The sequence below is a fragment of the Bacillus cereus group sp. N8 genome (assembly GCF_016483685.1).
In the GTDB taxonomy this organism is placed as follows: Bacteria; Bacillota; Bacilli; order Bacillales; family Bacillaceae_G; genus Bacillus_A; species Bacillus_A proteolyticus.
Map to the genome: position 1 here is coordinate 155385 of NZ_JAEHBK010000007.1, position 25695 is coordinate 181079.

Here is a 25695-nt window from a genome sequence, read left to right on the forward strand (position 1 = left end):
CACGCCTACAAAAAAAGCAAAGATCATTTTTGACCTTTGCTTTTATATTTTTTATTTAAATTTAAAAAGAATTGTTCCACTCTTGGGCGTAACCAAGCTAAATAGTCTTTATCTTTCTTCTTTGTACAAGTTATCTCTTCTCCATCCACCATTTCGACAAGTTCTAGCTCTAACAATTGCCTCGTAAATGCTACCATATTTACTTCTTCAGCCGGATACTCTTCTTTTAATTTCTCCTCAATTTCTCCCAATAAAAAGCCGTCTCGCATCATTGCTAGTGCATCAATCCAAAGTGGCGGCATTTCATATGTTTCTCCTGTAATTGTATCTTTTACAATATAATTCAAGTTCTCTTTTCGAAATTGAATCGTGTGTAAACATACAGTCGAATTTAATGTTAATTCCATCATACCACCTCTTTCATAATATCCGCATAGAAAAAAGGATGCGCGTGCACCCCTTCTTTTCTTTTCATCACACTACCGAACCGTTACACGAGCTAAAAGCTCTATGTCGATATTTTCCTCCATTATAAACGAAGTGTTTTATAAAAAAAACCCTTCTTGAAACATTTTATAAAATGTTTATATTTACACAACAAGAACACTTTTCTGAAAAATAATTTCGTCTACTGCACTACACTGTTGGTAAATAAATTTCCACTTTCGTTCCTACACCCATACTACTTTGAATCGCGATACTCCCTTGATGTTCTTCAATAATTTTATATGTAATCATTAGTCCAAGACCTGTACCATTCTCTTTTGTTGTATAAAAAGCTTTTCCGATCTTTTCTATCTTCTCATTTTCTATCCCAAAACCTTGATCTTCAATAGAAATACACAAATTCTCTCCACCTTTTTCATATGCACGAATCTGAATATTCCCACCCTTTGGCATCGATTCTATTCCATTTTTGATAATGTTTAATAACACTTGCTTTAATTGTTTATCATCACCATTTATAACAGGTAAATTTCCATCTACTTGCAAATGAAATTTCACTTTATATTGAGTCGCATAACTTTCCATTAACTGTACAACATATAAAAGGATTTCCCGTATATTACACCATTCATAATTTGTTGGTTTCGGTTTTCCTAATAACATCAATTCACTAACAAACTCATTAATTCTCTCAATTTCTTGCAGCATAATCTCATAGCTCAGCGTATCCTCAAGATTTCTTTCCTTTTGAATTTGTGTAAATCCTTTTAAAGCTGTTAATGGATTTCGAATTTCATGAGCAATTGTTGTAGACATAGTCCCAATAAGAGCTAAATTTTCGGTCTCTTTCATATTGCTCATCATCTTAACAACTGTTCTTACATAAGACTGGAAACGTTTTAACAGAGAATGTGAAATAATAAAAAAGAATACACATAAAACAAGCGGAATCACAACTTTTATATCTTGTAATATCAACGTGAAAAATACATATTTACCAATTACACTACCGGAAACAAAATAAAAATATTTTCTATTCACGAAAATCGGTGCAAATAAAATTAAAAATATTTCAACCATATTTCCATTTTCAAAAACACGATCACTGTGTAAATAAATCATTAAGTTATTAATAATGTCAATAAACATATATCCAATTAAAAATAAATATTTTACAAAATATACATACCCTTGTTTTCGAAGATATATTGAAATAGGAAACAAAGATATTACTAATATATATACGCCTATTCCCATACCACCTTCTGGCCAACCTATCCTTGCTTCGTTAATATTCATAGCAGGATAAACAAAATAATAGATAACGTCATATAAAAAGAATATAATATAGAATAATAATATAAATACTTTTAAAGCTTCTCTTTCTTCATAAATCAAGCTCTTGTATTTGTTCATATAAAAACTCCTCTTGATCAATACAAAAATGACATTTCACATGTTATCCCCTTAAATTATACGTATGAAATTGCTTTCAGAGCAATATATAACCTTCTAATACTAAAAGGAAGGAGATACAGCTCCTTCCTTTTCAATCACAATTTATATCCACCTTACCCTATCGTGTAGCAATCCATCTGTAAAATTATTATGTCCTACTACAATATCCTTCATATATAAATTTAAATATTCCCCATACTTACTTTCAGTATTTAATAATAATTCTTCAACATAATAGGCGCCTTGTCCAAAAGTATCTAACAATAAACTACATAAGCCTGCATAAATTCCACACCCTACTTGGAAGTATGTCGCATTTGTTTTATATTTTTGAAAAACTTTGCTACTATTCATTACATTATACATGTATGTCTCGTTATTTTCATAAACGAGTAATACACCGACTAGATCTTCTCCTGCAATCTCTTCTTCCGCTGGATTGAATACTTTACGATTCCAGTTCCATAAATCTTCTACATTATCTAAGTTCTGTCTAATTAAATCTGTTGTATACTCATTAATTCGATAAAGAAAACCAACTTCCATGTTGAAGTTTTTCCCTAAAATTAAAACTTCCTCATGTGGCATTAAACAACCATAAAACTCTTCTTCTCCTAACTTTACTTTGTACTCTGAAGCATATACATCCTCATAAAAATAAAGAGGACGATGATGACTCATATACATCGGATAACTCCATATCGCTTCATCTAGAAATCGTTCTACTGCCCATGAAGCATAAAGTGTATGTGGCTTTATAAGTGCCGTATCATTCAAAAATGACGTATCATGTTCTACAATATAGCATGCTCGTGGCTTTTCATTTGGGCGTTCTTTCATAAGCTCCACAACCATCCATTGAACAACACCAGGATTCATACCTGAGCCTATAATCGCTCTTGTATTTGTAAATGTTGCTTTCTCCTTCTCAAACCTCGTATACCTTTCCGTAAGCTGAAAACCGAGTAAACTATTGTTCTGATCTACTGCCTCATTTTCCAAAGCCGAATTAATGTAACAAATGCCAAGTTCATTACAACAACTCAGTACCCTAATCGTATCCGCCCCTGAAACATCAATAACAACCTTCGTTCTTTTTTCTTTTAAATGTTGTTTAAATTTGACTACATCTTGAAGGTTCATTTCATATAAAAAAAATTGCTCTTTCAAATTTGGAAACAACTCATCATAATAATTTTTATCTTTTTGTTTTATATCCACCAAATGGAAATCTACATTCTTTATCACTTCATAAATTGGATCTTTTTCATTTACTACCGCTTGATTCAAAATTGCTAACACTGCTTTTGCTGCTCCACCAGCACTGCCAAGCAACGTAATCGAAAACGAATTTGGAAACTGCTCCACAAATAAAACCCCTTTAATAAATTAGTTGAGCAGCACTTACTCAAAAGTGAATTGAATACAACAAAAAGTAGCTCGTACATCTTTTTTATAATGTAGTACAAGATTACCTCTTTATAAGTAAAAACAGTAACATACTTATATATTCAATTCACTTTCCCCCTCATATCCAAATAACGGTAAAAAATAGGCTCGACCTTTTCTTCCGCATATATAAAAGAAAAAGCCAGCCCTTTAAACTAGCCTACGGACAATGGACAGATTTCACATGTTGAATATTCACATACATTTTTGCGTCACGTGCTTTTAATATTTCAATATGTCCTTCATCAATTTTCTCCATCTTTCCGATTTTGTTATATTCCTCACCTAAATCAAAAACCATAATTTTCCCAGCCATTTTAATAAGCTGTTCTTCAAATGTTCTAGCTAAAGTAATATTTAGTGGATTTACGGGGAGTTCATTTTTGTTGAGGGAATAAGGTACTTGGTTCTCTTTATAAGGAATTAACCATTTCAAATGCTTTAAAGATATATACACCGTTTTATAAACTGGGCTATAAAAAACAATATAATCGTTCATTACACTTGTAACATAACCGTGTATTGGAGCATTTCCTGCCACATAAATTTCTGTAAAAATCCCTTTAGATGTGCTTAATACTTTCCTCAAAGAAATTGAAGGTGATTCTCTCTTAATTACAGAGTCCACATCTGGTTTTAATATTTCTTCTTCATGCCCTCTCAAAAATTTATAATATTGGACATGGTATAAAGATATATATACATAGTCTTGTCCATTGTAAAGAACTACAATATCATTTCCTACATCAATTAATACACCTTTAAATCTTTTTTCACCGATTAATTTAACGTATATATTTTCTCCAATATTTTTGTTCAGCTCATTCATCTATATCCTCCTTTCTATGAAATTGTACTTTTCTCTCTTCTATTTCCCAAAAATAATCGGGGGCACTTTTCTGTTTTTTAATAGTAAGAAATTCCTTTTCATATATCGCGAAATAATTGCAGCGATATATGAAATCGCTCTTCAATTTCAATCATAATGCCCCTCTTATTTATTAAACATTATTCTTCTTCATTCTTTTTGTTTTTAACTATTTGACTCACACTCTTAATATGAGAATTAATTACATAAATGACTTCATCACCGTTTACTAGTGTAATATTTCTATCATGTATATCACTTAATAAACCTTCCACACACTCTGGTCCACCACGATTAATCTTTATCCACGTATACTTCAAGTCATTTAATACATCTAAAAAAGTATCGTCATCAGCGCAGAAACATGAACCATAGTCTCCTTGTGCTTCTTTCACTTTCCTGACTAGACTCTTCACATGTTTCAGCTGATAATACACTAATTCTCCATGAGGTAATTGTAGTGTAAGGTAATCTTTTCCTAACAATGACAGTAAACCTACTCGACTTTCCGGTCCGCGAAGATTTACTTTTACATTCTCACCGACTAAACCTTTGATTTGATCACAGCATACTACATTCTTCAAGTTCCTACCCTCCTTTCTGTATTATCTTCCTCTACTTGATTGTCTTAGTGCGCGAGCTCGACTTGAATTATTGCTGTTTTCATTACTTTTCTCATCGCTACTCTCATTACTACTCTCATCGTTCTCGCCACTTCCTGGTGCATTATAATTAACACTTTTAATATGAGACAGTGCAATTAGTACAAGTTCTTCTTTTATAATTAACGTTACATAACCGCTAGAAACATCTTGTAAAATACCTTCAATTTTCTCTGGACCACCACGATTAATTTTCACCCAGCGGTATTTGAAGTTTTGAAGTAGCGTTTCAAAGTCTTCTGCAGCGTCTTCTCCCGCCCCTCCAGAATCAGCTATTCCACCATCTTTCGTATTTCTTGTAATGCTTTTCAGATGGCGAAGCGAATAGTAATGGTGCTCCCCTTTTTCATTCTGTAATAAGAAGTAGTCCGCACCTATTGATACTATTGTTCCTGTTTGAGATTCTGGTCCACCTCTGTTTACTCTTACATCAGATCCAATTAAACCCTCCAAAAAATCCCAATTAAATAAACTCACGAGAAAACCCCTTCCATTAATTTATAAGCTTTTGCACTGATAGTATATGTATCTGTACAGGTTCCGTTCTCTATGTTTGTCCCCTGTATAAAAAAATATGCTTTTAACTAATAGTACGAATCCCTATAAAATCTTCTTTCCCTTAAAGTAACTCTAGGATTTCGGATGACTTTTTCATCCCTTAATATAAAAAGCCCCCGTATTAAGATACATTTCTGCATATCTTAATACGGGGGCTTTTCATAAATTTAGTCTTCGTCTTTAACATCCATGTCTTCTGGAATTGGTTCGTTTAATATTTCTTCCACTAATTGCTTATATTTCTCCATTTGTTCTAAATGTGTATTAAACTGTTCCTTGTTTAATAAATATCGCTCTCCATCAAACAGTGCACGAACTTTCTTTTGCTGAATTAAATCTTCAACATACGATTTGGGTAAATTCAAATATTCCGCAGCCTCTTCTATCGTTATATACAATGTGTTCATTCCTTTATAGTTTTTTCATATATATACTGTATCTTACTTTATTTTTGTAAACAAATAAAAAAGATTTTGTAAATACAAATTAAAAAGCAGGTAGATGCATTCCATATATTGTATAATAATATAGTAAGTATTTTTTAAAAATATAGAATGGTATTACCCATTTACACAAAGGAGAGTTAACATATGGCTACTCGTCACATCATTACAATGTTAGAAAAAACATTACGAGTTGAAACAGAAAACACAATTTCTCATCTATCTAAGTCTTTATCCGATCGTATTCTTTCACAAAGTGCAGCAGTACATGAAAGCAATTGCTATCATACAATTGGCGAATGGTACAAAAATCATTTCTTATTCCAACAAGATGATTTCCTTTGGGCTAAATACGTTTTCTATGATGCATATTGTGAGGCTATAAAAAAACAAGGCCATCTTACAAAACGCGTTCGCCAAATATTAGAATCATTAGCTCGAAAACATGGAAAACAATACATTGCTTCTATACTAAATATGCCATTTCCGAATGAACAGGCGAAAGGGACAGCATAAATCAAACCTAGATTCATTGTTTTCTAGAGAGATTACAAATAAAACGTTCATGTCACATGAACTAATGAAACCGGTGTCATGATAATGATTGCAGATATAATAAACAGGAAAACCCCCATTCACCTCTCTCGTCCATACGAATAGAGAAGTGAATGGGGGTATACTTGTTCCTTTATTATTTCATCATCTGCTTAATCAATTCTCGATTTCTCTTCTTAAATACCTCATTATGAGAAGAAACCATACCATACTCACTCGCATCTGGTTGAATAAATTGTTTCGCTTTATTCACAGCATTTCCAGCATCTTGGAATGCCCCTGCAATTAAATGTAATTTTCCGTCATGCTTTAAAATATCTCCAGCAGCATATAATCCGTCTACCGAGGACTCACTATTTGCATTCCCTGCAATAAAGTAATTATCTACAATTGCGACATCTAGCTCACTATTTTCCAATAATGTAATGTCACGTTCATATCCATGATTAATAATAACTTCATCGATAGATAACTGAGAAACCTCTCCCGTTTCATGATTTGTTAATGCTACATATTCAATCGTTTCATGGTTATCACCAGCAATTAATTTTGTAATCGATGTATTAAAGAAACATTCTGCTGAACTGTTCATAAGTTGTTTGACTTGTGCTTCGTGACCAGATAATTCTTCTTTTCTATATGTTAAATACACTTTTTTCGCGATTGGTTCTAATTCATTCGCCCAATCAACTGCAGAGTTCCCTCCACCGGAAATAATTACCGTTTTATCTTTAAAACGTTTTAACGATTTAACTGTATAATTTAAATTTGAGACTTCGAATCTCTCTGCACCTTCAATTGACAACTTTTGTGGATTCAATATACCACTCCCAGTTGCGATGATCACTGTTTTTGAAAAATGTTCTTCTCCATTGCTTGTTTTCAACGTAAAAATACCATCTTCATTACGAATAATTGATTCTATTTTTGTATTCAATACAACTTCAGGCTGAAATGTTAATCCTTGTTGTACAAGTTGCTCAATTAATTTCTCGCCAGTAACCGGTAATAATCCGCCAATATCCCAAATCATTTTCTCCGGATAAACATGTATTTTACCACCTAACTGTGGTTGAAATTCTATTATTTTCGTTTTCATCTCTCTTAGTCCACTATAAAAAGCTGAATAAAGCCCCGCAGGCCCTCCGCCTATCACGGTTACATCAAACAATTCTTCTTGATTCATTCGTGTTCACTCCTCAGCTATTAATCATTGATTATCATTCTCAATAAAATATAACCTGTTTCCTCAAAATTTACAATCAAAATCACTATTGACAATACACCTATATAAAATTATAGTATTTAAAGAATCAATATTGATAATCATTATCAATTTGTTAATTATTAGCAACTGTGAGATTACATCTTCTTCTATTACTATGGTGAATACTATGTGGTAAAATCTCAAGTTCAAGATTGTTAATAAGACTTTTGTATTACCACTAACTTTTCAAAAGATCAAAGCTAAACAATTTATTGTATATTACATATCATCTATCAAAAGGAGAAAGACGATGAAAAAATTATTTATTTCACTAACAGTTCTGTTCGTCCTTGTTATGAGTGCTTGTAGCAATGGTTCAACAGACAAGAAGAGCGACGCAAAAGGTAAGAAATCAGAAACAATTACATACCAATCTGAAAATGGTAAAGTTGAAGTTCCAGCAAATCCACAACGTGTTGTTGTCCTATCATCATTCGCTGGTAACGTAATGTCATTAGGTGTAAATCTTGTTGGGGTAGATTCATGGTCTAAACAAAACCCACGTTTTGATAGCAAGCTTAAAAATGTTGCTGAAGTATCAGATGAGAATGTTGAAAAGATTGCAGAATTAAATCCAGATTTAATCATTGGTTTATCCAATATTAAAAATGTTGACAAGTTAAAGAAAATCGCTCCTACTGTAACATACACTTACGGAAAAGTTGATTACTTAACACAACACTTAGAAATCGGTAAATTATTAAATAAAGAAAAAGAAGCAAAAACTTGGGTTGATGATTTCAAGAAACGCGCACAAACAGCTGGAAAAGACATTAAAGCTAAGATCGGTGAAGATGCAACAGTTTCTGTTGTTGAAAACTTCAATAAACAGCTTTATGTATACGGCGAAAACTGGGGCCGTGGAACAGAAATTCTTTACCAAGAAATGAAATTAAAAATGCCTGAAAAAGTAAAAGAAAAAGCTTTAAAAGAAGGATACTACGCATTATCTACTGAGGTATTACCTGAGTTCGCCGGTGATTACTTAATCGTAAGCAAAAACAAAGATACTGATAACTCATTCCAAGAGACAGAATCATATAAAAACATTCCAGCAGTAAAAAATAATCGTGTATATGAAGCAAACATGATGGAATTCTATTTCAATGATCCACTTACATTAGATTTCCAGCTAGACTTCTTCAAGAAGAGCTTTCTTGGTCAATAATACAAACATGAGGAATTCTTAATTTAAGAATTCCTCTTCCTTTATTCTATGAAAAGAAAAGATGTGAAACTGATGACAAAAGAGAAAGACAACCTACGTTCCAACGCTTTTACATACAAATTAATTTTGAGTATCATTGCATTCTTTCTTATTTTTATGTTTGCAATGGTGTTAGGTGCTGCGGATACTTCTATAAAAGATGTATGGTTAGCACTTACTTCCTCTGCTAAAGGGGATAAGCTATCCATCCTTCGTGAAATACGTTTACCACGTGAAGTTGCTGCTATTTTTGTAGGCGCTGGACTCGCTGTTTCTGGTGCAATTATGCAAGGATTAACGCGAAACCCTCTTGCTGATCCAGGATTACTTGGCCTAACTGGCGGCGCAAATGCTGCACTTGCACTAACACTTGCTTTCAACCCTTCTATAAGCTACCTTTACTTAACACTAGCTTGCTTTATCGGCGCTGCAATTGGCGCTATTATGGTATTTGGAATTGGCATGGTGAAAAAGGGCGGACTTTCCCCTCTTCGAATTGTATTAGCTGGTGCTGCTGTTTCAGCATTTCTACTTGCAATCTCAGAAGGTGTTGGCATTTACTTTAAAATTTCACAAGATGTGTCAATGTGGACGGCTGGAGGCGTAATTGGAACGAGTTGGAGCCAATTAAAAATTATTATTCCGGTTATTTCAATAAGTATATTTATCGCTATCTTACTTGCAAAGAAATTAACAGTCCTTAGTTTCAGTGAAGAAGTTGCCGTTGGACTCGGTCAAAAAATTATCGTCATTAAAACAATTTTATTTATCATTATTATCTTGCTTGCAGGTGCTTCTGTAGCGCTTGTCGGAAACATGGCATTTATCGGCTTAATGGTACCTCATATGGTTCGTCCAATCGTTGGACCAGACTATCGTTTTGTCATACCCATGTCAGCAATCGCTGGTGCGTCCTTTATGCTACTCGCAGATACAATTGGGCGTACAATTAACGCTCCGTACGAAACGCCAGTTGCTGCAATCGTTGCAATTGTAGGATTACCATTCTTCCTATTCATTGTACGTAAAGGAGGAAGAACTTTCTCATGATGCAATCTATTCTAAAAAAACAACGCCTTATCATACTTGCATTACTTATACTTATCATCACAACAATTGTAATTGGAATGGGACTCGGTTCTGCCGCTCTCTCCTATGACAGATTAATCCCAACACTTATGGGACAAGGTACGTTTAAAGAAGAATTCGTTTTATACTCTTTAAGGCTACCTAGAATTGTCATTACATTATTAGCTGGTATGGCTCTTGCTTTATCAGGTGCTATATTACAAGGTATTACCCGAAACGATTTAGCTGAACCAGGTATTCTCGGTATTAACTCTGGTGCTGGTGTCGCAGTTGCTGTTTTCTTTCTATACTTCCCAATAGACGTAGGTTCATTTCTTTATTTACTACCATTCGTTGGGTTTATCGGTGCTTTTCTAACAGCTGTTCTAATTTACGTATTTTCATACAGTAAAACAGAAGGACTTCAGCCAATACGCTTAACATTAACCGGCATCGGTTTTTCATTTGCACTATCTGGAGCGATGATTGTCCTTATTTCATCCGCTGATCGTATGAAAGTGGACTTTATCGCAAAATGGATTGCTGGAAACATTTGGGGAGATGACTGGACATTTGTTTTAGCAATGCTTCCATGGCTAATCGTATTAATTCCATTTGTCTTCTATAAAGCAAATCGATTAAATATACTAGCATTAAACGAACCAGTAGCAATCGGAGTTGGTATTGAAATTGAAAAAGAACGAAGATACTTATTAGTTGCAGCCGTTGCGCTTGCAGCTGCAGCTGTTTCCGTAACAGGAGGAATTAGCTTTATCGGACTGATGGCTCCTCACATCGCCAAATCTTTAGTAGGGCCAAGGCATCAAATATTCATCCCTATCGCTGTTTTAATCGGCGGATGGTTATTGCTACTAGCGGATACAATTGGACGAAATATCGTCGAACCTAGCGGTATTCCAGCTGGTATTGTCGTTGCTTTAATTGGTGCACCTTACTTTATGTATTTGTTGCTTAAGAAAGCGTAAAAAACACTCTCGTCTTGAGAGTGTTTTTTTTACCTTTCACTTCGTTCTTTTAATCCTTTACTCATCATTCCTATTTTTCTACATCACTACAAATCCTTCTTAAAATTTTTTGATTACAAATCCATTTAATGTTATATAGTTATTTATAAATTCAACATTTGAAGGAGCCTCACAAAATGAAAGCTATCGCTATTATTCTTATATTAATTGGCATTTTCGGTATATTAATGGGCGGCATGATGTTTGGAGATATCGGTATTGCTGCAATTATTGGTTCATTAGCAGCACTATTCTCAGGAATCGGTTTTTGGAAATTAGATTCGTAACTCAAAAATATATCTAAATAATAAAAATCCTAAAATGGCCGTGAAAGAATATATATTCTTTCACGGCCATTTTAATACACATTGAATAGCATTTCCGTTAGATTTTTACTGCTGCCCATACCCTTCAAACTTCTTCGCCAAATTCTCCATCTCGTCTTCTGGCAGTAGCTTCGGTTCGCCGACGCTTTTCGTTTGATAATAAATTTGAGCACAAAACTCAATTTCTTCTGCGATAGTAAATGCCATTTTTATATTATTCGCTCCAGCCATTAAACCATGGTTCGCAAGCAACACTGCACGACGATCAATCATCCCTTCAAACGCTGCCTCTGCTAATTGCTTCGTACCAAATGTTTCATACGGTGCACAGCGAACATTTGGACCTGCAAAAGCAATTAAATATGACACAGCAGGAAGCTCCCACCCTAACGATGCAATCGTCTTTGCATAAGGGGAATGTGTATGCACAAGCGCATTTATATCTTCACGCTTTCTATAATAAATAAGGTGCATATCTAGTTCACTTGATGGCTTTCTTTCTCCTTCTACTACTTCACCATCTAAATTTAATATAACTACATCTTCAGGCTTTGTTTCATAATAATCTAAACCACTTGGGCTAATTGCAACAAGCCCTTGTTCACGATTAAAAATACTAATATTACCCCCAGTCCCCTTTGTTAAACCACTGGATATCATTTTCTTTCCATACGCTACAATTTCTTCTCTTTCGTTTTGTAATAACATATACATCCCCCTAAGTATGAAGCTTATGATGACTGACTATATATCTACTTACTAAAATAGCTTTTTTAAGTTCTCCGTAAACGGTGCTTCCACAATCCCTTTTTCCGTAATAATCGCTGTTACATTTTCATATGGCGTAACATCAAATGCCGGATTATATACTTTACTTTCTTTCGGAGCAGAATATTGTCCGAAACGATTGATCACTTCGGAAGCATCTCTTTCTTCAATTGGAATTTCTTTTCCTGTCGGTGTTTTCAAATCAATTGTCGGCGTTGGTGCTGCTACATAAAATGGAATATTGTGGTATTTAGCTAAAATAGATACGCCTAATGTTCCAATTTTATTTGCTACATCCCCGTTTGCTGCTACGCGGTCACATCCAACGATTACCGCATCAATTTTCCCTTGTGACATGACCATTGCTGCCATATTATCTGTAATGACCGTTACATCAATTCCCGCTCGCTGCAGTTCTAATGCTGTTAACGTTGAACCTTGTAATCTTGGGCGTGTTTCGTCAGCGTAGATTTTAAGGTCCCATCCTTTTTCTTTCGCTAAGTACATTGGAGCTGTCGCGGTACCGTACTTAGTCGTTGCTAACGCACCTGCATTACAATGCGTTAATACTCCCATGCCATCACGGAATAATGTTAATGCGTGTTCTCCAATTTGACGGTTAATTTCTTCATCTTCTCTATGAATCTCTTTTGCTTCTTCTAATAATCTATCTTTCAACTGCGCAATTGATAAGTGAGCATTCTCTTTCGCTACACTTTCCATTCTTTCAAGTGCCCAAAATAAATTTACTGCCGTCGGTCTTGATGTTGCTAAATATGCACATACCTTTTTTACTTCCTCTATGAATTCTTCCGCCGAACTTTCAGCAACTTCCTTTACCCCTAAATACACACCATAGGCTGCTGAAACTCCTATTGCCGGTGCTCCTCGTACTTTCATTACTTGAATCGCATCCCAGACACCCTCAGCCGTTTTAAAAGATTCATAGACTACTTCGTTCGGCAATACCGTTTGATCCAACAACACTAAAGCATCATCTTTCCACTGAATTGGTATTAATTGCTCTGCCATCATCTTCTCCCCTTACTTCGCACTATGCATTTGTTGTTTTAACGTTTCTACAAAACTGCCACCTGTTTTATATTGATTCGCTTGTAAAATAAACTTCTTCGCGGCCTGAAGACAAATTCGCTCCGCTCTAGCACGCGCTGCATCATTCTCAATACAAGTAATATCCTTTACCTTCGCTAGACCAACAATACGGCGAATTAACTCAAGACCCGTCACTGCAGCTGTATCCTCTAATACAGATTGTAAATAAACTTGGTTAAAGCCTTCTTCCTTCGCCATAACCTCTGTCACATGAATATCCCAAGCATCTAAAAACTTCTTCTTAAATAAATCAATTACATCTATCATGGTAGATTCTAGCCAATTCATATATGTATCTTTCTCCATACCAGATTGCATCACTGCATCTGCATTCACCCATGCAAACATTAAATTCGCCATTACATTCCCAACGTCATATCCCATAGGTCCATAAAAAGCAAACTCTGGATCAATCACCTTTGTAGAATCACGTTTTACAAAAACAGAACCAGTATGTAAATCACCGTGAAGCAGCGCCTGTGCATTCGTCATAAAAGAAAACTTAAGTTTTGCTACTTCCATACGAAGCTCTTTATCACTATAAATATGCTCTCTAATCCATCCTTCATTTAATTGAAACAATTCGTTGCGTTTATTATGATTTGTAAACGGCTCTGAATATACGAGGTCCTCTGTAATCTCACATAACTCAGGATTTATATAATTCTTCACGAGTTCCTTCTTCTCTTTATGATTCATTACAACATCTGATGTTAATAGAAGAGTATTTACCATAAAAGTAGTTAAATCATCAGCAAGCCTCGGAAACATTTGATGATTTATGAGTGCTGTGCGCAATATTGTATGACTTGATAAATCTTCCATCACACAACAATTCATCACACTATCGAACAAATATACATCTGGTACAAGTCCAGGTGCTAACTCTCCCTCTAATCGCAAAACATCCGATTCTATACGAATTCGATTCGTCGATAACTTAAACTCATCTGAAATACGCGCTGTATCCCCAGCTTGCTTTACAATGACAGAAATGTTCTTCTGTTCATCCCAAACGCGGAACACATAATTTAAATTACCATCACCTATTTCTTTACACTTTAACCCCTTTGCATGTTCGAACTTAGGTAATCTCTCTTGCACATATGCAATCACATCTTTAGCTTCCATTAAAAAATACTTCGTGAACTTAGACATGGTTTCCCCTCCACACTAAATGTAAACGTTTTCTAAAAGCCGTAAAAAAATAATAGACTGAAATTTTTTCAATCTATACTATATCTTATTTGTTGCAATACATATCTCGTTTTTATTATATCTTGTTAGAAATGAGCGTCAATGTTTCTATTTCTCATTGCAATATACTTCTTATTATATATATTTATGATGACAATAATTGTTCACAAAGATTCCGATACATTTTGTTTTATTTATCTCACAATTCTTTGTAAAATAGAAGTAAGCAGTTCCTTTTCAAATCTACAACTTCTAAGAAATATTTCCTTCCTAAGAATTTATACTTACACCATGTCTCTAACATACACACTACTCTTTCAAGCACTCATTGAAAATTTATGACTTGAAAATTACCTTTTAATTCCCTAGTAGCCTTAATTGAGAATAAATATTAATTAAATTGGTATAAAGTTGGTTTATTCTCTTGACAAAATAACCACTTCTATATGATAATTAATATCGAATTAGAATTATTATAGTTAATTAAAAAATATATTTTATGAGCAAACTATTTTTTGATGCTCAAAACCAACCTTTAGGAGGAATATTAATATGTTATTAATCGGCACAGAAGTAAAACCGTTTAAAGCTAACGCTTACCATAATGGAGAATTTATCCAAGTTACTGACGAAAGTTTAAAAGGAAAATGGAGCGTAGTTTGTTTCTATCCAGCAGACTTCACATTCGTTTGCCCAACTGAACTTGAAGACTTACAAAACCAATATGCAACTCTAAAAGACTTAGGCGTTGAAGTATACTCTGTATCTACAGACACTCACTTCACTCACAAAGCATGGCATGATAGCTCAGAAACTATCGGCAAAATCGAGTACATTATGATTGGTGACCCAACTCGCACAATCACTACAAACTTCAACGTTTTAATGGAAGAAGAAGGTCTTGCTGCTCGTGGTACATTCATCATCGATCCAGACGGCGTTATCCAATCTATGGAAATCAATGCTGACGGTATCGGCCGTGACGCAAGCATTCTTGTTAACAAAATTAAAGCTGCTCAATACGTACGTAACAACCCAGGTGAAGTTTGCCCAGCTAAATGGCAAGAGGGTTCTGCAACACTTAAACCAAGCCTTGACCTTGTAGGCAAAATCTAAGGAGTTCGATCAAAATGATACTAGATGCAGATATAAAAACACAACTATCCCAATACCTTCAGTTAATGGAGAACGATATTTCACTTAAAGTAAGCGCAGGAGACGATAACGTATCTAAAGATATGTTAGCTCTAGTAGACGAATTAGCTACTATGTCATCTAAGATTACAGTAGAAAAAGTTGAATTAGAGAGAACACCAAGCTTTAGCGTAAACCGCCCTGGTGAAGACACTGGTGTCGTATTCGCTGGTATTCCATTAGGACACGAATTTACTTCATTAGTGTTAGCTTTACTACAAGTAAGTGGACGCGCTCCAAAAGTTGAACAAAAATTAATCGATCAAATTAAAAACATTCAAGGCGAATATCATTTTGAATCTTATATCAGCCTAAGTTGTCATAACTGTCCTGATGTTGTACAAGCTCTTAACGTAATGAGCGTTCTTAACTCTGGTATTACACATACTATGATTGATGGCGCTGCATTCAAAGAGGAAGTAGAAAGTAAAGACATCATGGCAGTACCAACTGTGTACCTAAACGGCGAATCTTTCGGAAGCGGTCGTATGACACTTGAAGAAATTTTAGCTAAAATGGGTAACGGTCCAGATGCATCAGAGCTTTCTGATAAAGATCCATACGATGTTCTTGTTGTTGGTGGCGGCCCTGCTGGTGCAAGTGCAGCAATTTATGCAGCACGTAAAGGCATCCGCACTGGTATCGTTGCTGAGCGCTTCGGTGGTCAAGTAATGGATACTATGGGCATTGAGAACTTCATCAGCGTAAAACGCACTGAAGGTCCTAAGCTAGTAGCAAGCCTTGAAGAGCACGTAAAAGAATACGACATCGATGTAATGAATCTACAACGTGCGAAACGTTTAGAGAAAAAAGAACTTATTGAAGTGGAACTTGAAAACGGCGCTATTCTGAAAAGTAAGAGCGTAATCGTTTCTACAGGTGCTCGCTGGCGTAATGTTGGCGTACCAGGTGAAGCTGAGTTCAAAAATAAAGGTGTAGCATACTGCCCACACTGTGACGGTCCATTATTCATCGGAAAAGATGTAGCAGTTATCGGCGGAGGTAACTCTGGTATTGAAGCAGCTATCGACTTAGCAGGTATTGTTAAGCACGTAACTGTTCTTGAATTCATGCCAGAATTAAAAGCGGATGCTGTATTACAAGAGCGTCTTAACAGCTTACCAAACGTAACTGTTCTGAAAAATGTTCAAACGAAAGAAATCACTGGTACTGACAAAGTAAACGGTATTTCTTACATCGATCGTGAAACTGAAGAAGTTCATCACGTTGAATTACAAGGTGTATTCGTTCAAATCGGTCTTGTGCCAAACACAGACTGGTTAGGCGAAACTGTCGAACGCGCTCGCGGTGAAATCGTAACAGATAAGCACGGTGCTACAAACGTACCAGGAGTGTTTGCTGCAGGTGACTGTACAAATAATCCGTACAAACAAATCATCATCTCTATGGGTTCAGGTGCAAACGCAGCTTTAGGTGCATTTGATTACTTAATCCGTAACTAATAAAAAAGACGCGCTACCAATAGGTAGCGCGTCTTTTTTATTATATTTCATGTAAATAGTTATCAAGTTCCTTCCAACCCATTACTGTATAAGGTGTTCCTACATTCAATACTACTTTTACATTTTCTGCTACTACTTGCATTCTCTTAGTTGGGTTATCTCTTTTTCCTGAAGGATAAATAGCGAGTTTCATCATTTCTTGCTTTCCATCTTCATAAATCCTTTTCTTTAAACCGAATTGGTTAATTTGTTCCTTGGAAGGCACTTCTTCGCCTTCCCAGTCACATATTTCAAATAGCGGATACCGATCTCCGTGCCATTCCTCAATAATCTCAATGACTTTAAGAATAATATAACTCCCTGATACTAATTCATAACTAACAGCATCACCTGCTTTTAAAGAAGTATTAGCTATAAATCTCTTCGGCACTTTTTTAGCTTCTGGCTGCGGAGAATGTAACTGTTCTCTTAGTTTATTTAAAACTACTTCACGTTTCTTCTGTAATTTAGGTTCTTCTTCCCAGCGGGCTAAATCTGCACCACTTTCTATTATTTGCAATGCCTCCTGCTTAACATTCTCTTGAAGTCTCCCTAACTTCCATTGTATGGAAGAAAATACTAACCAAAAAACAATAGTTTCTTCATCATCTAATTCATTCTTGTATTCCTCAATTACAATCCTACTTGCTTCCTCATTTGAATATTCATTTGCTAACAAATCCTTATACAGTAACTTAATATCTTCAGCAATATCGTCTGATAATATCGCTACTCCCCAAGCACCCATACATTAACACTCCAATCTATACACTAAAAACCTCTCATTCCCATTCTTCTCATAAGCACCCGGTAACCTTACTTCCTTCTTCAGCTCAAATGCAGTCTGATTCTCTAAGAAGAAAATATAATCCTCCGAAGGATAGTATAAAATAATATCCACTTCTCTCTCTGTTTCTTCTACCGAAAGCAAAATGTTATTCACTACGTTCATAAATACTTGTACAGAAAATGGATTGAAGAAATAAAACCGGTTATCACGTGGATCAATCTCATATTCCTGCGCTAAACAACATTCAAACCGAATTTTATCTTTACTGTTTCTCACTTTTCGCGCATAACGATCACGATTATCCATTGCTTCTTTATAAAACTCTTCATTCATTTCAATCCCAACGGCCGAAGCACCACACTTATGGTGCATGTAAAAGTTTAATCTTCCTTTCCCGCATCCAAAGTCTATAACCCGGTCGCTACTTCTTATTTCATATTGATTCAATAACTCATCTAATCCGCTATATGGCGTCGGTTCATAACGATGATAATGCATAGACTTATTAAACCCTTTTTGTTCACCGACAGTTTTTATATGTAATACAGCATCATAATATTGTTCGTTCATTCGTACTCTCCTATTAAGAAATATTACTTATTATTATACACCACGTACTGGAGGAGAATTTTTCATCAAATTAATTGGTACGTGAAATTATATTGTCGCTAAATCGAATATATCGACTTAATGACAAATTCCTACAAAAAAACAGGAGCTTTCTAGCCCCTGTTTTCTAATACTTTCAATACAGTTTGTTTCAATATTTCTACTCCATCCATTATGCAAGAATGGTCAAACTTCATATACGGATGGTGTAATCCAGGTTGTAGGTTTGCCCCTAGTCCAAGCATGACAGCTTTTAAATGTGGTCTCTTCACTGTGTAGTAATGGAAATCATCGCTTCCTGTTGTATACAGTGGTCCCGTACATCCCTCTTCCCCATACACTGCAAGAATGCCTTTTCGCATAAAGCGCTCCGCTTCTTCTGAAACCTCTGCTCCTGGTGCAAGATCGATCCACTCATAAGAAACTTTAGATCCCATCGATTCAGCTGATTGAATTACTTGCTCTATTTTTTTCTTTAATTCATTTAGTAATATGTTATTTTCTGCTCTTACATCTAAACTAAAATGTCCGTTACCTGGAATGATATTTAGATTATCACCACCAGCTTGGCACCTCGTCATCTTAACTGAATACGAGGTCTGCGGTGGTAGCCATATATTTTTCAAACCGATATTAATCATAGAAATGACATCAATTGCATTTATCCCTTGATGTGGGCGTGCCCCATGTGCATCATCTCCATGAATCGTGCCCTCTAAAAACCCTGCTGCTCCGTGGCGAATAGATGGTGCAGCTTGTTTCAAAGGCAGTTCTTCAATTGGCCTTAAATGAACACCAAATAAGAAATCAGCATCATCCACAGCGCCCTTCTCTACCATCTTTAAAGAACCATTTCCTTTTTCCTCTGCTGGCTGAAAAATAAATCTAACTGTACCGCTATCCCATCTCATATTTTTCAATTGTAAAATAAGCCCCATCACAATTGTCATATGAGCATCGTGACCACACGAATGGTTCGCTTTAAATTCTCCGTCTACTTCTTGCCATAGTGCATCCATATCAGCACGAATCGCGATAACTGGATTCCCGCTTCCGATTTCCGCAATCACACCAGGACAATCATCAAATGTTTTATATGAAATTCCTTCTTCTTTCAAAAAGTCAGTAATATAAGCTGTCGTTTCATACTCTTTCCAACTTACTTCAGGGTTTTCATGTAAATGTTGAAAAATTTCCGTTAAACGCTCTTGTAGTTCTAATGTTTTCAAAGCTTCATTCTCCTTCCCAAATTGCAAACCACTCAGGTTAATTATACTTATGAAAAACAGATGTTTTTATGAACATATTGAATTTTAAGAAAAAAGTCAATTATTTATTTTTAAATGGCGTTAATACCCGATTTCAACACGTCTTATAAAGTGAAACTTTAATCAGTAGGGGTTTTCTTGATCCCCTGCCTAACTCCTTTGCATTCGCTGGATTTTGAGGTGAGGTCTTACTGCCCGGCGAATAGCGGAATAAAGATATCTATACAAATAGAACATTCAATATTTTCTGTTTTTACATTGACGCTTACATCTACTTTTAGTTATTATAATTTAATAACGTCTATTTTGCGACAATTCTAAAAATACAAACATACATATGAGGAGGCAGTTTATGAAAAAAGAAATACCTTTTGGCGTAGCAATAATCCCTATTATCATTACAGTTGCAGTTATGATGGTTACAATTGTTGTATTAAAACAAAGCCCTCACGTCCCACTTATTATCGGTACAACCGTTGCTTCTATCGTTGCCTGGCGTTACGGTTACAAATGGAACGACATTGAAGAAGCAATGTATAAAGGAATTCGCCTCGCATTACCCGCTATCGTTATTATTATTCTTGTCGGTTTAACAATCGGTGCTTGGATTGGTGGCGGAATCGTCGCAACAATGATTTATTACGGTTTAAATCTTTTAACTCCATCACTATTTTTAGTTTCAATTACAATTATTTGTTCTATTGTTGCATTAGCTATCGGTAGCTCTTGGTCTACAATGGGAACAATTGGTGTTGCAGGAATGGGAATTGGTCTAAGCATGGGAATTCCAGCTCCAATGGTTGCCGGTGCTATCATTTCCGGTTCTTATTTCGGCGATAAAATGTCACCGCTTTCAGACACGACAAACTTAGCTGCAGGATTAACAAATACAGATTTATTCACACATATTCGTCATATGTTATTTACTACAATTCCAGGTTTAATTATTACTCTTATCGTTTATACGTTCTTAGGAAGAAGCTTTGGCGCTAACAATATTGATGCAAAAAGCATCGATCAAACATTACAAGTATTGCAACAAAACTTTGTTATCTCGCCTTTCCTATTAATCATACCCGTAGTCGTTATGGTATTGGTCGCTAAAAAGGTTCCTGCTATACCAGCTATTCTCGTCGGTATTATTTTAGGATTTTTATCACAAGTCTTTATTCAAGGTGGTTCTGTCTCATCAGCTGTCGGCGCACTCCAAAATGGATTTGTCATAGACACTGGAAACAAGCTAGTAGACGAACTCTTTAATCGCGGTGGCTTAGATTCAATGATGAATACAGTTTCGATGACAATTGTCGCTATGACTTTCGGCGGAGTACTAGAACATACCGGTATTCTCCGCGCAATCGTAAATCAAATTTTAAAATTAGCGACATCCGCAAAAGGGCTTATCGCTTCTACTATCGCATCTTGCTTTGCGACAAACCTTACTTGCTCTGAACAATATATTTCGATTGTTGTTCCTTCCAGAATGTACGCAAATGCATACACTGAAAAAGGACTGCATTCTAAAAATTTATCCAGAGCATTAGAAGATGGTGGAACATTAACTTCTGTCTTCGTTCCTTGGAATACGTGTGGTGTATTTATTCTAGCAACACTTGGCGTAGGTGCCTTTGAATATGCTCCTTATGCTATATTGAATTTCATCGTACCTATTATCTCAATCATTTACGGTATAACGGGTCTCACAATTACGAAACTATCAGACATTGAAAAAGCAGAACTACTGAAAAAACAGAAAGCTCAACTAGAAGCTTAAAATTTTTGAAACGAATACATCGGTAAATTCAACTCATATATTGCGCGAGGACGCCCTTGTTGATAGGGCATTTCCTCGCCGCAAATATGAGCATACCCATAATCAACTAGTTTCTTTAACAACCGTTCCGTCGATCGCCGGGTCACTTGCAAGTACTCAGAAAGATCAGCTGCTGTAAATTTCAATGAAGGATGCGATTGACTAAACTGAATGATTTTGGACAAGTTTGCCGGACTCAGCTTCGTTTCCTTCGCTATTTTCATTAATTCAGGATTATCATTTTTCAAACTTTGTACTCTCTGTTCTTTCGGGAACGGACCAAATAACTCTTTATCACTCGTTAGTATATAAAAACAACAGTCTATCGGATTATTTTTTGCGAAACCTTGAGCGATTTTTGCATTTTGCTCAGCTTCTTTCACGGTTTTCCCATAACCAAATCCAATAGCTATCTTGCCTTCTACACTCGTAAATACTTTATCTATCATATTTGTTTTTATAATTGATTCGATATCACCGCGAGTTGTATACAAAATGAATGTCATTTCATCAACTTGTTTAAATGAACCGCGTAATTCTTTTGAAATTACATTTAATTGTTCAAGCGAGCTTTCTTGTAACTCTATAAAGGATATAATACAAGCACCAACAGTAGCTGAATGGCTTTTTGCTAACTCAGCTTTTATTTTTGCATCTTTTAATCCATGTATAATTGATTGCGTCGGATCTATCATACGCTCTGAAGGAATACCTATTTTTTGAAGTTCATTGTAGACAGCGTGAATACTAGTTAAAGCTAAATGAGCCGCTCCAGATTGATATTTAGCTAAATGAAAATCAATGATACTCTTAATTTCATTGTTACTCCACAACATATTTTCATAATCCATCACTTGCGGAGTTTCTTTCAGGCCGATATCATGGAACACATTTGTAATAAACGAACGATCTACTAAATCAATTGAAATTTTATGAGGTTGAATACCTTGATGATATAATATAGAAAGAATTGAAGATGCAACAGTTGTCTCATCTTGCTGCAAATATACACTTGGAATTGGTAATTGTTCTCTTATTTCTTTTGCCATATAATAAGGTAAAGCACCTGAGAAAAAGATGACATCACAAGGCTTTAAACGCTTTAATAGTTCAGAAGATTCTGTTGGATGAAGATAAATATATGGATCAATCTCTATTTCTTCTAGTTTATGAGCAATAGGTAAAAGTGTCTCCATAAACTCTTTTGAACCGACAACTGCAATTTTTATCATCATTTCTCTAACTCCTTATCATTAATTAACGACTATTTAACGTCAACTATATCAAATGTACAAAACCATTGTAAACAGGAAGGGGTCTTTATTCAATGAAAATTACAGCTATTCACCTTTACGCAATTCGTTTACCGCTTCGCGATCCGTTTGTTATTAGTTATGGTTCTTATTCTGATATGCCTTCTATTATCGTCAAAATGGAAACAGATGAAGGCATTATCGGTTACGGTGAGGGCGTTGCTGATGACCACGTTACAGGCGAATCATGGGAAAGTACTTTCCATACTTTAAAACATACACTAGCCCCTACTCTTATCGGACAAAATCCAATGAATATCGAAAAAATACACGATATGATGGACAATACCATTTACGGTGTTCCTACAGCAAAAGCTGCGATTGATATCGCTTGTTTTGATATAATAGGCAAAAAACTAAATCAACCTGTATATCAATTAATTGGCGGACGCTACCATGAAGAGTTTCCTGTCACTCATGTCTTAAGTATTGCAAGTCCAGAAAATATGGCTGAAGAAGCTGCTTTGATGATTCAAAAAGGTTACCAATCTTTCAAAATGAAAGTCGGTACGAATGTAAAAGAAGATGTAACGAGAATTGAAGCTGTACGCGAACGTGTAGGAAATGATATCGCGATTCGCGTCGATGTAAACCAAGGTTGGAAAAATAGCGCAAACACATTAACAGCACTTCGTTCATTGGGGCATTTAAACATCGACTGGATTGAACAGCCTGTTATAGCGGATGATATTGACGCAATGGCTCACATTCGTTCTAAAACAAACCTTCCGCTTATGATTGATGAAGGACTAAAAGGCTCTCGTGAAATGCGCCAAATCATTAAATTAGACGCAGCTGATAAAGTAAATATAAAACTAATGAAATGCGGCGGTATATATCCAGCTGTAAAACTCGCTCATCAAGCTGAAATGGCAGGCATTGAATGCCAAGTTGGCTCAATGGTTGAATCATCCGTTGCTTCTTCCGCAGGATTCCATGTCGCTTTCTCAAAAAAAATCATTACTAGCGTCGAGCTGACAGGTCCATTAAAGTTCACGAAAGACATAGGAAACTTACATTACGACGTACCATTCATTCGCTTAAACGAAAAGCCAGGACTCGGTATTGAAATAAACGAAGATACATTACAAGAACTAACCGTCTTTCAAGACGTTGTACGCTAAAGGAGGACTAATTACATGACAGTTCTATACAAAGGAACACTAAAACAAAACAACGACCCATTTCACGTTACATTACTATCTTTAGAACATATGGAACAAATTTTATCATTACAAAACGTTATAGTTGAAGCGCTAGAAGATAAAGGTCGTTTACAACCGCTCTCACTAGAAGAATTTCAATACATTCTAGAAGGAAACGGCATGATGATCGGTGCCTTTATCGAAAACGAACTCATCGCATTTCGTGCCCTACTCGTCCCTCCTATTGACGATGAACATTTAGGACTTGATATTGGCTTACCAGAAAGTGAACTACACCGCGTCATCTATCAAGAAATCTCAAACGTTCATCCGAACTGCCGAGGAAATGGCATGCAAAAAATATTAGCAACAATCATCATGGACGAATTACAAAAAGAAGATAGCAAATACGACTATGTTTGCTGCACCGTTGCACCTTTTAACATCCCGAGTTTAAAAGATAAATTTGCGCAAGGGATGGAAATCGCTGCATTGAAGGAGAAGTATGGTGGTAGTATGCGATATGTTTTTGTGAAGGAGTTGCGCGGGGATAAAGAAAGCAATTGGACGGATATTAAAGATGTTCCGATGAGTGATGTTAGTGAAAAGCAATCGTTACTTTCGGAGGGGTATCGCGGGTATGAGATGGAGAAAACAAACGATACTTTCATTGTGAAGTTTGGACGATAATTTATATACAAAAAGAAAAGGATGTCACCTATTCAAAAATTTGAATGGCGACCTCCTCTTCTCTTTTGATGAACTGTACCTTGGTAAATAAAATTATATGAGCGATTTTTTGAATATATCGACCGTAACTCCAAATATATCAGCGATTTTTGAAATATATCGACTTACCGACAAAGATTGACAATAATCGCAACCTATATAATCCACATTACTAAACCGTCATCTTCCAACTCGATAACGCTAACCAGTTTTCCATTTCCTTATAATCAGGCATTATCTTCCCGACAAGACGCCAAAAAGATCGATCATGATTTAAATGGACCATATGACACATTTCATGAACAACTACATAGTCAATTACCTGCTGTGGTGCCATTGCTAACTTCCAATTAAACGTTAACTGCAAGTTCGAATCACAAGTTCCCCACGTGCGACTACTATCTGTAATACGAATGGAACGCGGTTTTGTTTTAAAGTTATTTTGATGTGCTTTAATACTCTTCTCTACTAACGCCTTGCACTGCTTATAGTAAAATCGTTTTAAAGCTTGCTGTATTTTCTCATCCTTAGGCTCTTTCACATAAATGTGGAGCTTATCTCCTTCAAAAATCGCATTGTCTTGCTCAATACTTATATCCTGAGAAATCTGTATCGGATACGTGTTTCCTAAATACAGAAACCCCTCTCCTTGATCATAAGCCTTTTCCTGTGGACCATGCACTCTCTCTTGCATTTCCTTACGTGTTTTCTGAATCCAATCCCATTTCTCCTCTAGCAACTGGACTAAGTATTCAACAGGTGTACCTTTTGGAGCCTGCACTTCCACATTTCCATACGAATCTACAAAAAGACGCACGGACTTTTTCTTCTTATAAGTTATATGAAAATTAATTGTCTCACCTAAATATGTATGTACCATTTCATCACCTAGCATATTATTTTTACAAATAAAAAAGAGTA

General features: G+C 35.6%; 26 protein-coding genes. 10 read left to right on the plus strand and 16 right to left on the minus strand.

The window, feature by feature from the left end:
* Positions 1-23 precede the first annotated feature (23 nt).
* The 7 genes from JDS80_RS13555 to JDS80_RS13585 form a co-directional block, all read right to left on the minus strand.
* Complete coding sequence (locus JDS80_RS13555) at positions 24-407, minus strand: hypothetical protein (protein ID WP_199638867.1); 384 nt, start codon at positions 405-407, stop codon at positions 24-26.
* A 229-nt stretch (positions 408-636) separates the two neighbouring features.
* Positions 637-1863 (minus strand): ATP-binding protein, encoded by a 1227-nt coding sequence (locus tag JDS80_RS13560; RefSeq protein WP_199638868.1) that lies wholly within the window; start codon positions 1861-1863, stop codon positions 637-639.
* 144 nt (positions 1864-2007) lie between these two features.
* Positions 2008-3273: an S-adenosylmethionine decarboxylase related protein gene (locus JDS80_RS13565; RefSeq protein ID WP_199638869.1), complete on the minus strand. Its 1266-nt coding sequence runs from the start codon at positions 3271-3273 to the stop codon at positions 2008-2010.
* A gap of 241 nt (positions 3274-3514) precedes the next feature.
* A complete protein-coding gene (locus tag JDS80_RS13570; protein ID WP_071747245.1) occupies positions 3515-4183 on the minus strand; it encodes an LSm family protein in 669 nt (222 codons plus the stop codon).
* A 179-nt stretch (positions 4184-4362) separates the two neighbouring features.
* Entirely contained in the window at positions 4363-4806 is a 444-nt protein-coding gene (locus JDS80_RS13575; protein ID WP_199638870.1) for a spore coat protein, read from the minus strand.
* Positions 4807-4827: 21 nt separating this feature from the next.
* Entirely contained in the window at positions 4828-5361 is a 534-nt protein-coding gene (locus JDS80_RS13580; RefSeq protein WP_199638871.1) for a spore coat protein, read from the minus strand.
* Between the two features lie 248 nt (positions 5362-5609).
* Entirely contained in the window at positions 5610-5849 is a 240-nt protein-coding gene (locus JDS80_RS13585) for a helix-turn-helix domain-containing protein (protein ID WP_199638872.1), read from the minus strand.
* Between the two features lie 183 nt (positions 5850-6032).
* Between JDS80_RS13585 and JDS80_RS13590 the strand changes: the two genes are divergently transcribed.
* The gene (locus JDS80_RS13590) at positions 6033-6401 is read left to right on the plus strand and encodes a hypothetical protein (RefSeq protein WP_071747242.1); all 369 of its coding nucleotides are present in this window, start codon (positions 6033-6035) and stop codon (positions 6399-6401) included.
* 175 nt (positions 6402-6576) lie between these two features.
* On the opposite strand, the gene JDS80_RS13595 is transcribed toward JDS80_RS13590, so the two are convergent.
* The gene (locus tag JDS80_RS13595; RefSeq protein ID WP_199638873.1) at positions 6577-7626 is read right to left on the minus strand and encodes an NAD(P)/FAD-dependent oxidoreductase; all 1050 of its coding nucleotides are present in this window, start codon (positions 7624-7626) and stop codon (positions 6577-6579) included.
* Between the two features lie 331 nt (positions 7627-7957).
* Here JDS80_RS13595 and JDS80_RS13600 point away from each other — a divergent pair, with 331 nt between their 5' ends.
* From JDS80_RS13600 to JDS80_RS13615, 4 genes are all read left to right on the plus strand, one after another.
* Entirely contained in the window at positions 7958-8875 is a 918-nt protein-coding gene (locus tag JDS80_RS13600; RefSeq protein ID WP_071747239.1) for an iron-hydroxamate ABC transporter substrate-binding protein, read from the plus strand.
* 48 nt (positions 8876-8923) lie between these two features.
* A complete protein-coding gene (locus JDS80_RS13605) occupies positions 8924-9964 on the plus strand; it encodes a FecCD family ABC transporter permease (protein WP_199638874.1) in 1041 nt (346 codons plus the stop codon).
* Positions 9961-10968, plus strand: a complete 1008-nt coding sequence (locus tag JDS80_RS13610) for a FecCD family ABC transporter permease (protein ID WP_199638876.1) — start codon at positions 9961-9963, stop codon at positions 10966-10968. Before JDS80_RS13605 ends, JDS80_RS13610 begins: the two co-directional genes overlap by 4 nt.
* 176 nt (positions 10969-11144) lie before the next feature.
* Entirely contained in the window at positions 11145-11294 is a 150-nt protein-coding gene (locus JDS80_RS13615) for a hypothetical protein (protein ID WP_199638878.1), read from the plus strand.
* Between the two features lie 105 nt (positions 11295-11399).
* On the opposite strand, the gene JDS80_RS13620 is transcribed toward JDS80_RS13615, so the two are convergent.
* The 3 genes from JDS80_RS13620 to mtnK are packed head-to-tail and all read right to left on the minus strand — an operon-like array spanning position 11400 to position 14372.
* Positions 11400-12041, minus strand: coding sequence for an L-fuculose-phosphate aldolase (locus tag JDS80_RS13620; protein ID WP_199638880.1), 642 nt, complete (start codon positions 12039-12041; stop codon positions 11400-11402).
* Between the two features lie 51 nt (positions 12042-12092).
* Entirely contained in the window at positions 12093-13133 is a 1041-nt protein-coding gene (gene mtnA, locus JDS80_RS13625) for an S-methyl-5-thioribose-1-phosphate isomerase (protein WP_199638882.1), read from the minus strand.
* A gap of 12 nt (positions 13134-13145) precedes the next feature.
* On the minus strand, positions 13146-14372 hold the full coding sequence (gene mtnK / locus JDS80_RS13630; RefSeq protein ID WP_199638884.1) for an S-methyl-5-thioribose kinase: 1227 nt from the start codon (positions 14370-14372) through the stop codon (positions 13146-13148).
* Between the two features lie 591 nt (positions 14373-14963).
* Here mtnK and ahpC point away from each other — a divergent pair.
* Together ahpC and ahpF are read left to right on the plus strand one after the other, a co-directional pair.
* A complete protein-coding gene (gene ahpC, locus JDS80_RS13635; RefSeq protein WP_000924420.1) occupies positions 14964-15527 on the plus strand; it encodes an alkyl hydroperoxide reductase subunit C in 564 nt (187 codons plus the stop codon).
* 14 nt (positions 15528-15541) lie between these two features.
* A complete protein-coding gene (gene ahpF / locus JDS80_RS13640; protein ID WP_097904958.1) occupies positions 15542-17068 on the plus strand; it encodes an alkyl hydroperoxide reductase subunit F in 1527 nt (508 codons plus the stop codon).
* 40 nt (positions 17069-17108) lie between these two features.
* Here ahpF and JDS80_RS13645 read toward each other — a convergent pair whose 3' ends face one another.
* The 3 genes from JDS80_RS13645 to JDS80_RS13655 form a co-directional block, all read right to left on the minus strand.
* Complete coding sequence (locus tag JDS80_RS13645) at positions 17109-17855, minus strand: hypothetical protein (RefSeq protein WP_071747231.1); 747 nt, start codon at positions 17853-17855, stop codon at positions 17109-17111.
* Between the two features lie 3 nt (positions 17856-17858).
* Positions 17859-18467, minus strand: coding sequence for an SAM-dependent methyltransferase (locus JDS80_RS13650; protein WP_199638886.1), 609 nt, complete (start codon positions 18465-18467; stop codon positions 17859-17861).
* Positions 18468-18619: 152 nt separating this feature from the next.
* A complete protein-coding gene (locus JDS80_RS13655) occupies positions 18620-19735 on the minus strand; it encodes a M20 peptidase aminoacylase family protein (protein WP_199638888.1) in 1116 nt (371 codons plus the stop codon).
* Between the two features lie 391 nt (positions 19736-20126).
* On the opposite strand from JDS80_RS13655, the gene nhaC reads away from it, so the two are divergent.
* Positions 20127-21548, plus strand: a complete 1422-nt coding sequence (gene nhaC, locus JDS80_RS13660; RefSeq protein ID WP_199638890.1) for a Na+/H+ antiporter NhaC — start codon at positions 20127-20129, stop codon at positions 21546-21548.
* Here the strand turns inward: nhaC and JDS80_RS13665 are convergent.
* Positions 21545-22822, minus strand: coding sequence for a transcriptional regulator (locus JDS80_RS13665; protein WP_199638892.1), 1278 nt, complete (start codon positions 22820-22822; stop codon positions 21545-21547). The two genes, nhaC and JDS80_RS13665, sit on opposite strands and share 4 nt — an antisense overlap.
* A 92-nt stretch (positions 22823-22914) precedes the next feature.
* On the opposite strand from JDS80_RS13665, the gene JDS80_RS13670 reads away from it, so the two are divergent.
* Both JDS80_RS13670 and JDS80_RS13675 read left to right on the plus strand, forming a co-directional pair.
* Positions 22915-24024, plus strand: a complete 1110-nt coding sequence (locus tag JDS80_RS13670) for a mandelate racemase/muconate lactonizing enzyme family protein (protein ID WP_199638894.1) — start codon at positions 22915-22917, stop codon at positions 24022-24024.
* 15 nt (positions 24025-24039) lie between these two features.
* The gene (locus JDS80_RS13675; protein ID WP_199638896.1) at positions 24040-24735 is read left to right on the plus strand and encodes a GNAT family N-acetyltransferase; all 696 of its coding nucleotides are present in this window, start codon (positions 24040-24042) and stop codon (positions 24733-24735) included.
* A gap of 211 nt (positions 24736-24946) precedes the next feature.
* Here the strand turns inward: JDS80_RS13675 and JDS80_RS13680 are convergent, their stop codons facing one another.
* The gene (locus tag JDS80_RS13680) at positions 24947-25654 is read right to left on the minus strand and encodes a M48 family metallopeptidase (RefSeq protein WP_199638898.1); all 708 of its coding nucleotides are present in this window, start codon (positions 25652-25654) and stop codon (positions 24947-24949) included.
* Between the last annotated feature and the right edge of the window lie 41 nt (positions 25655-25695).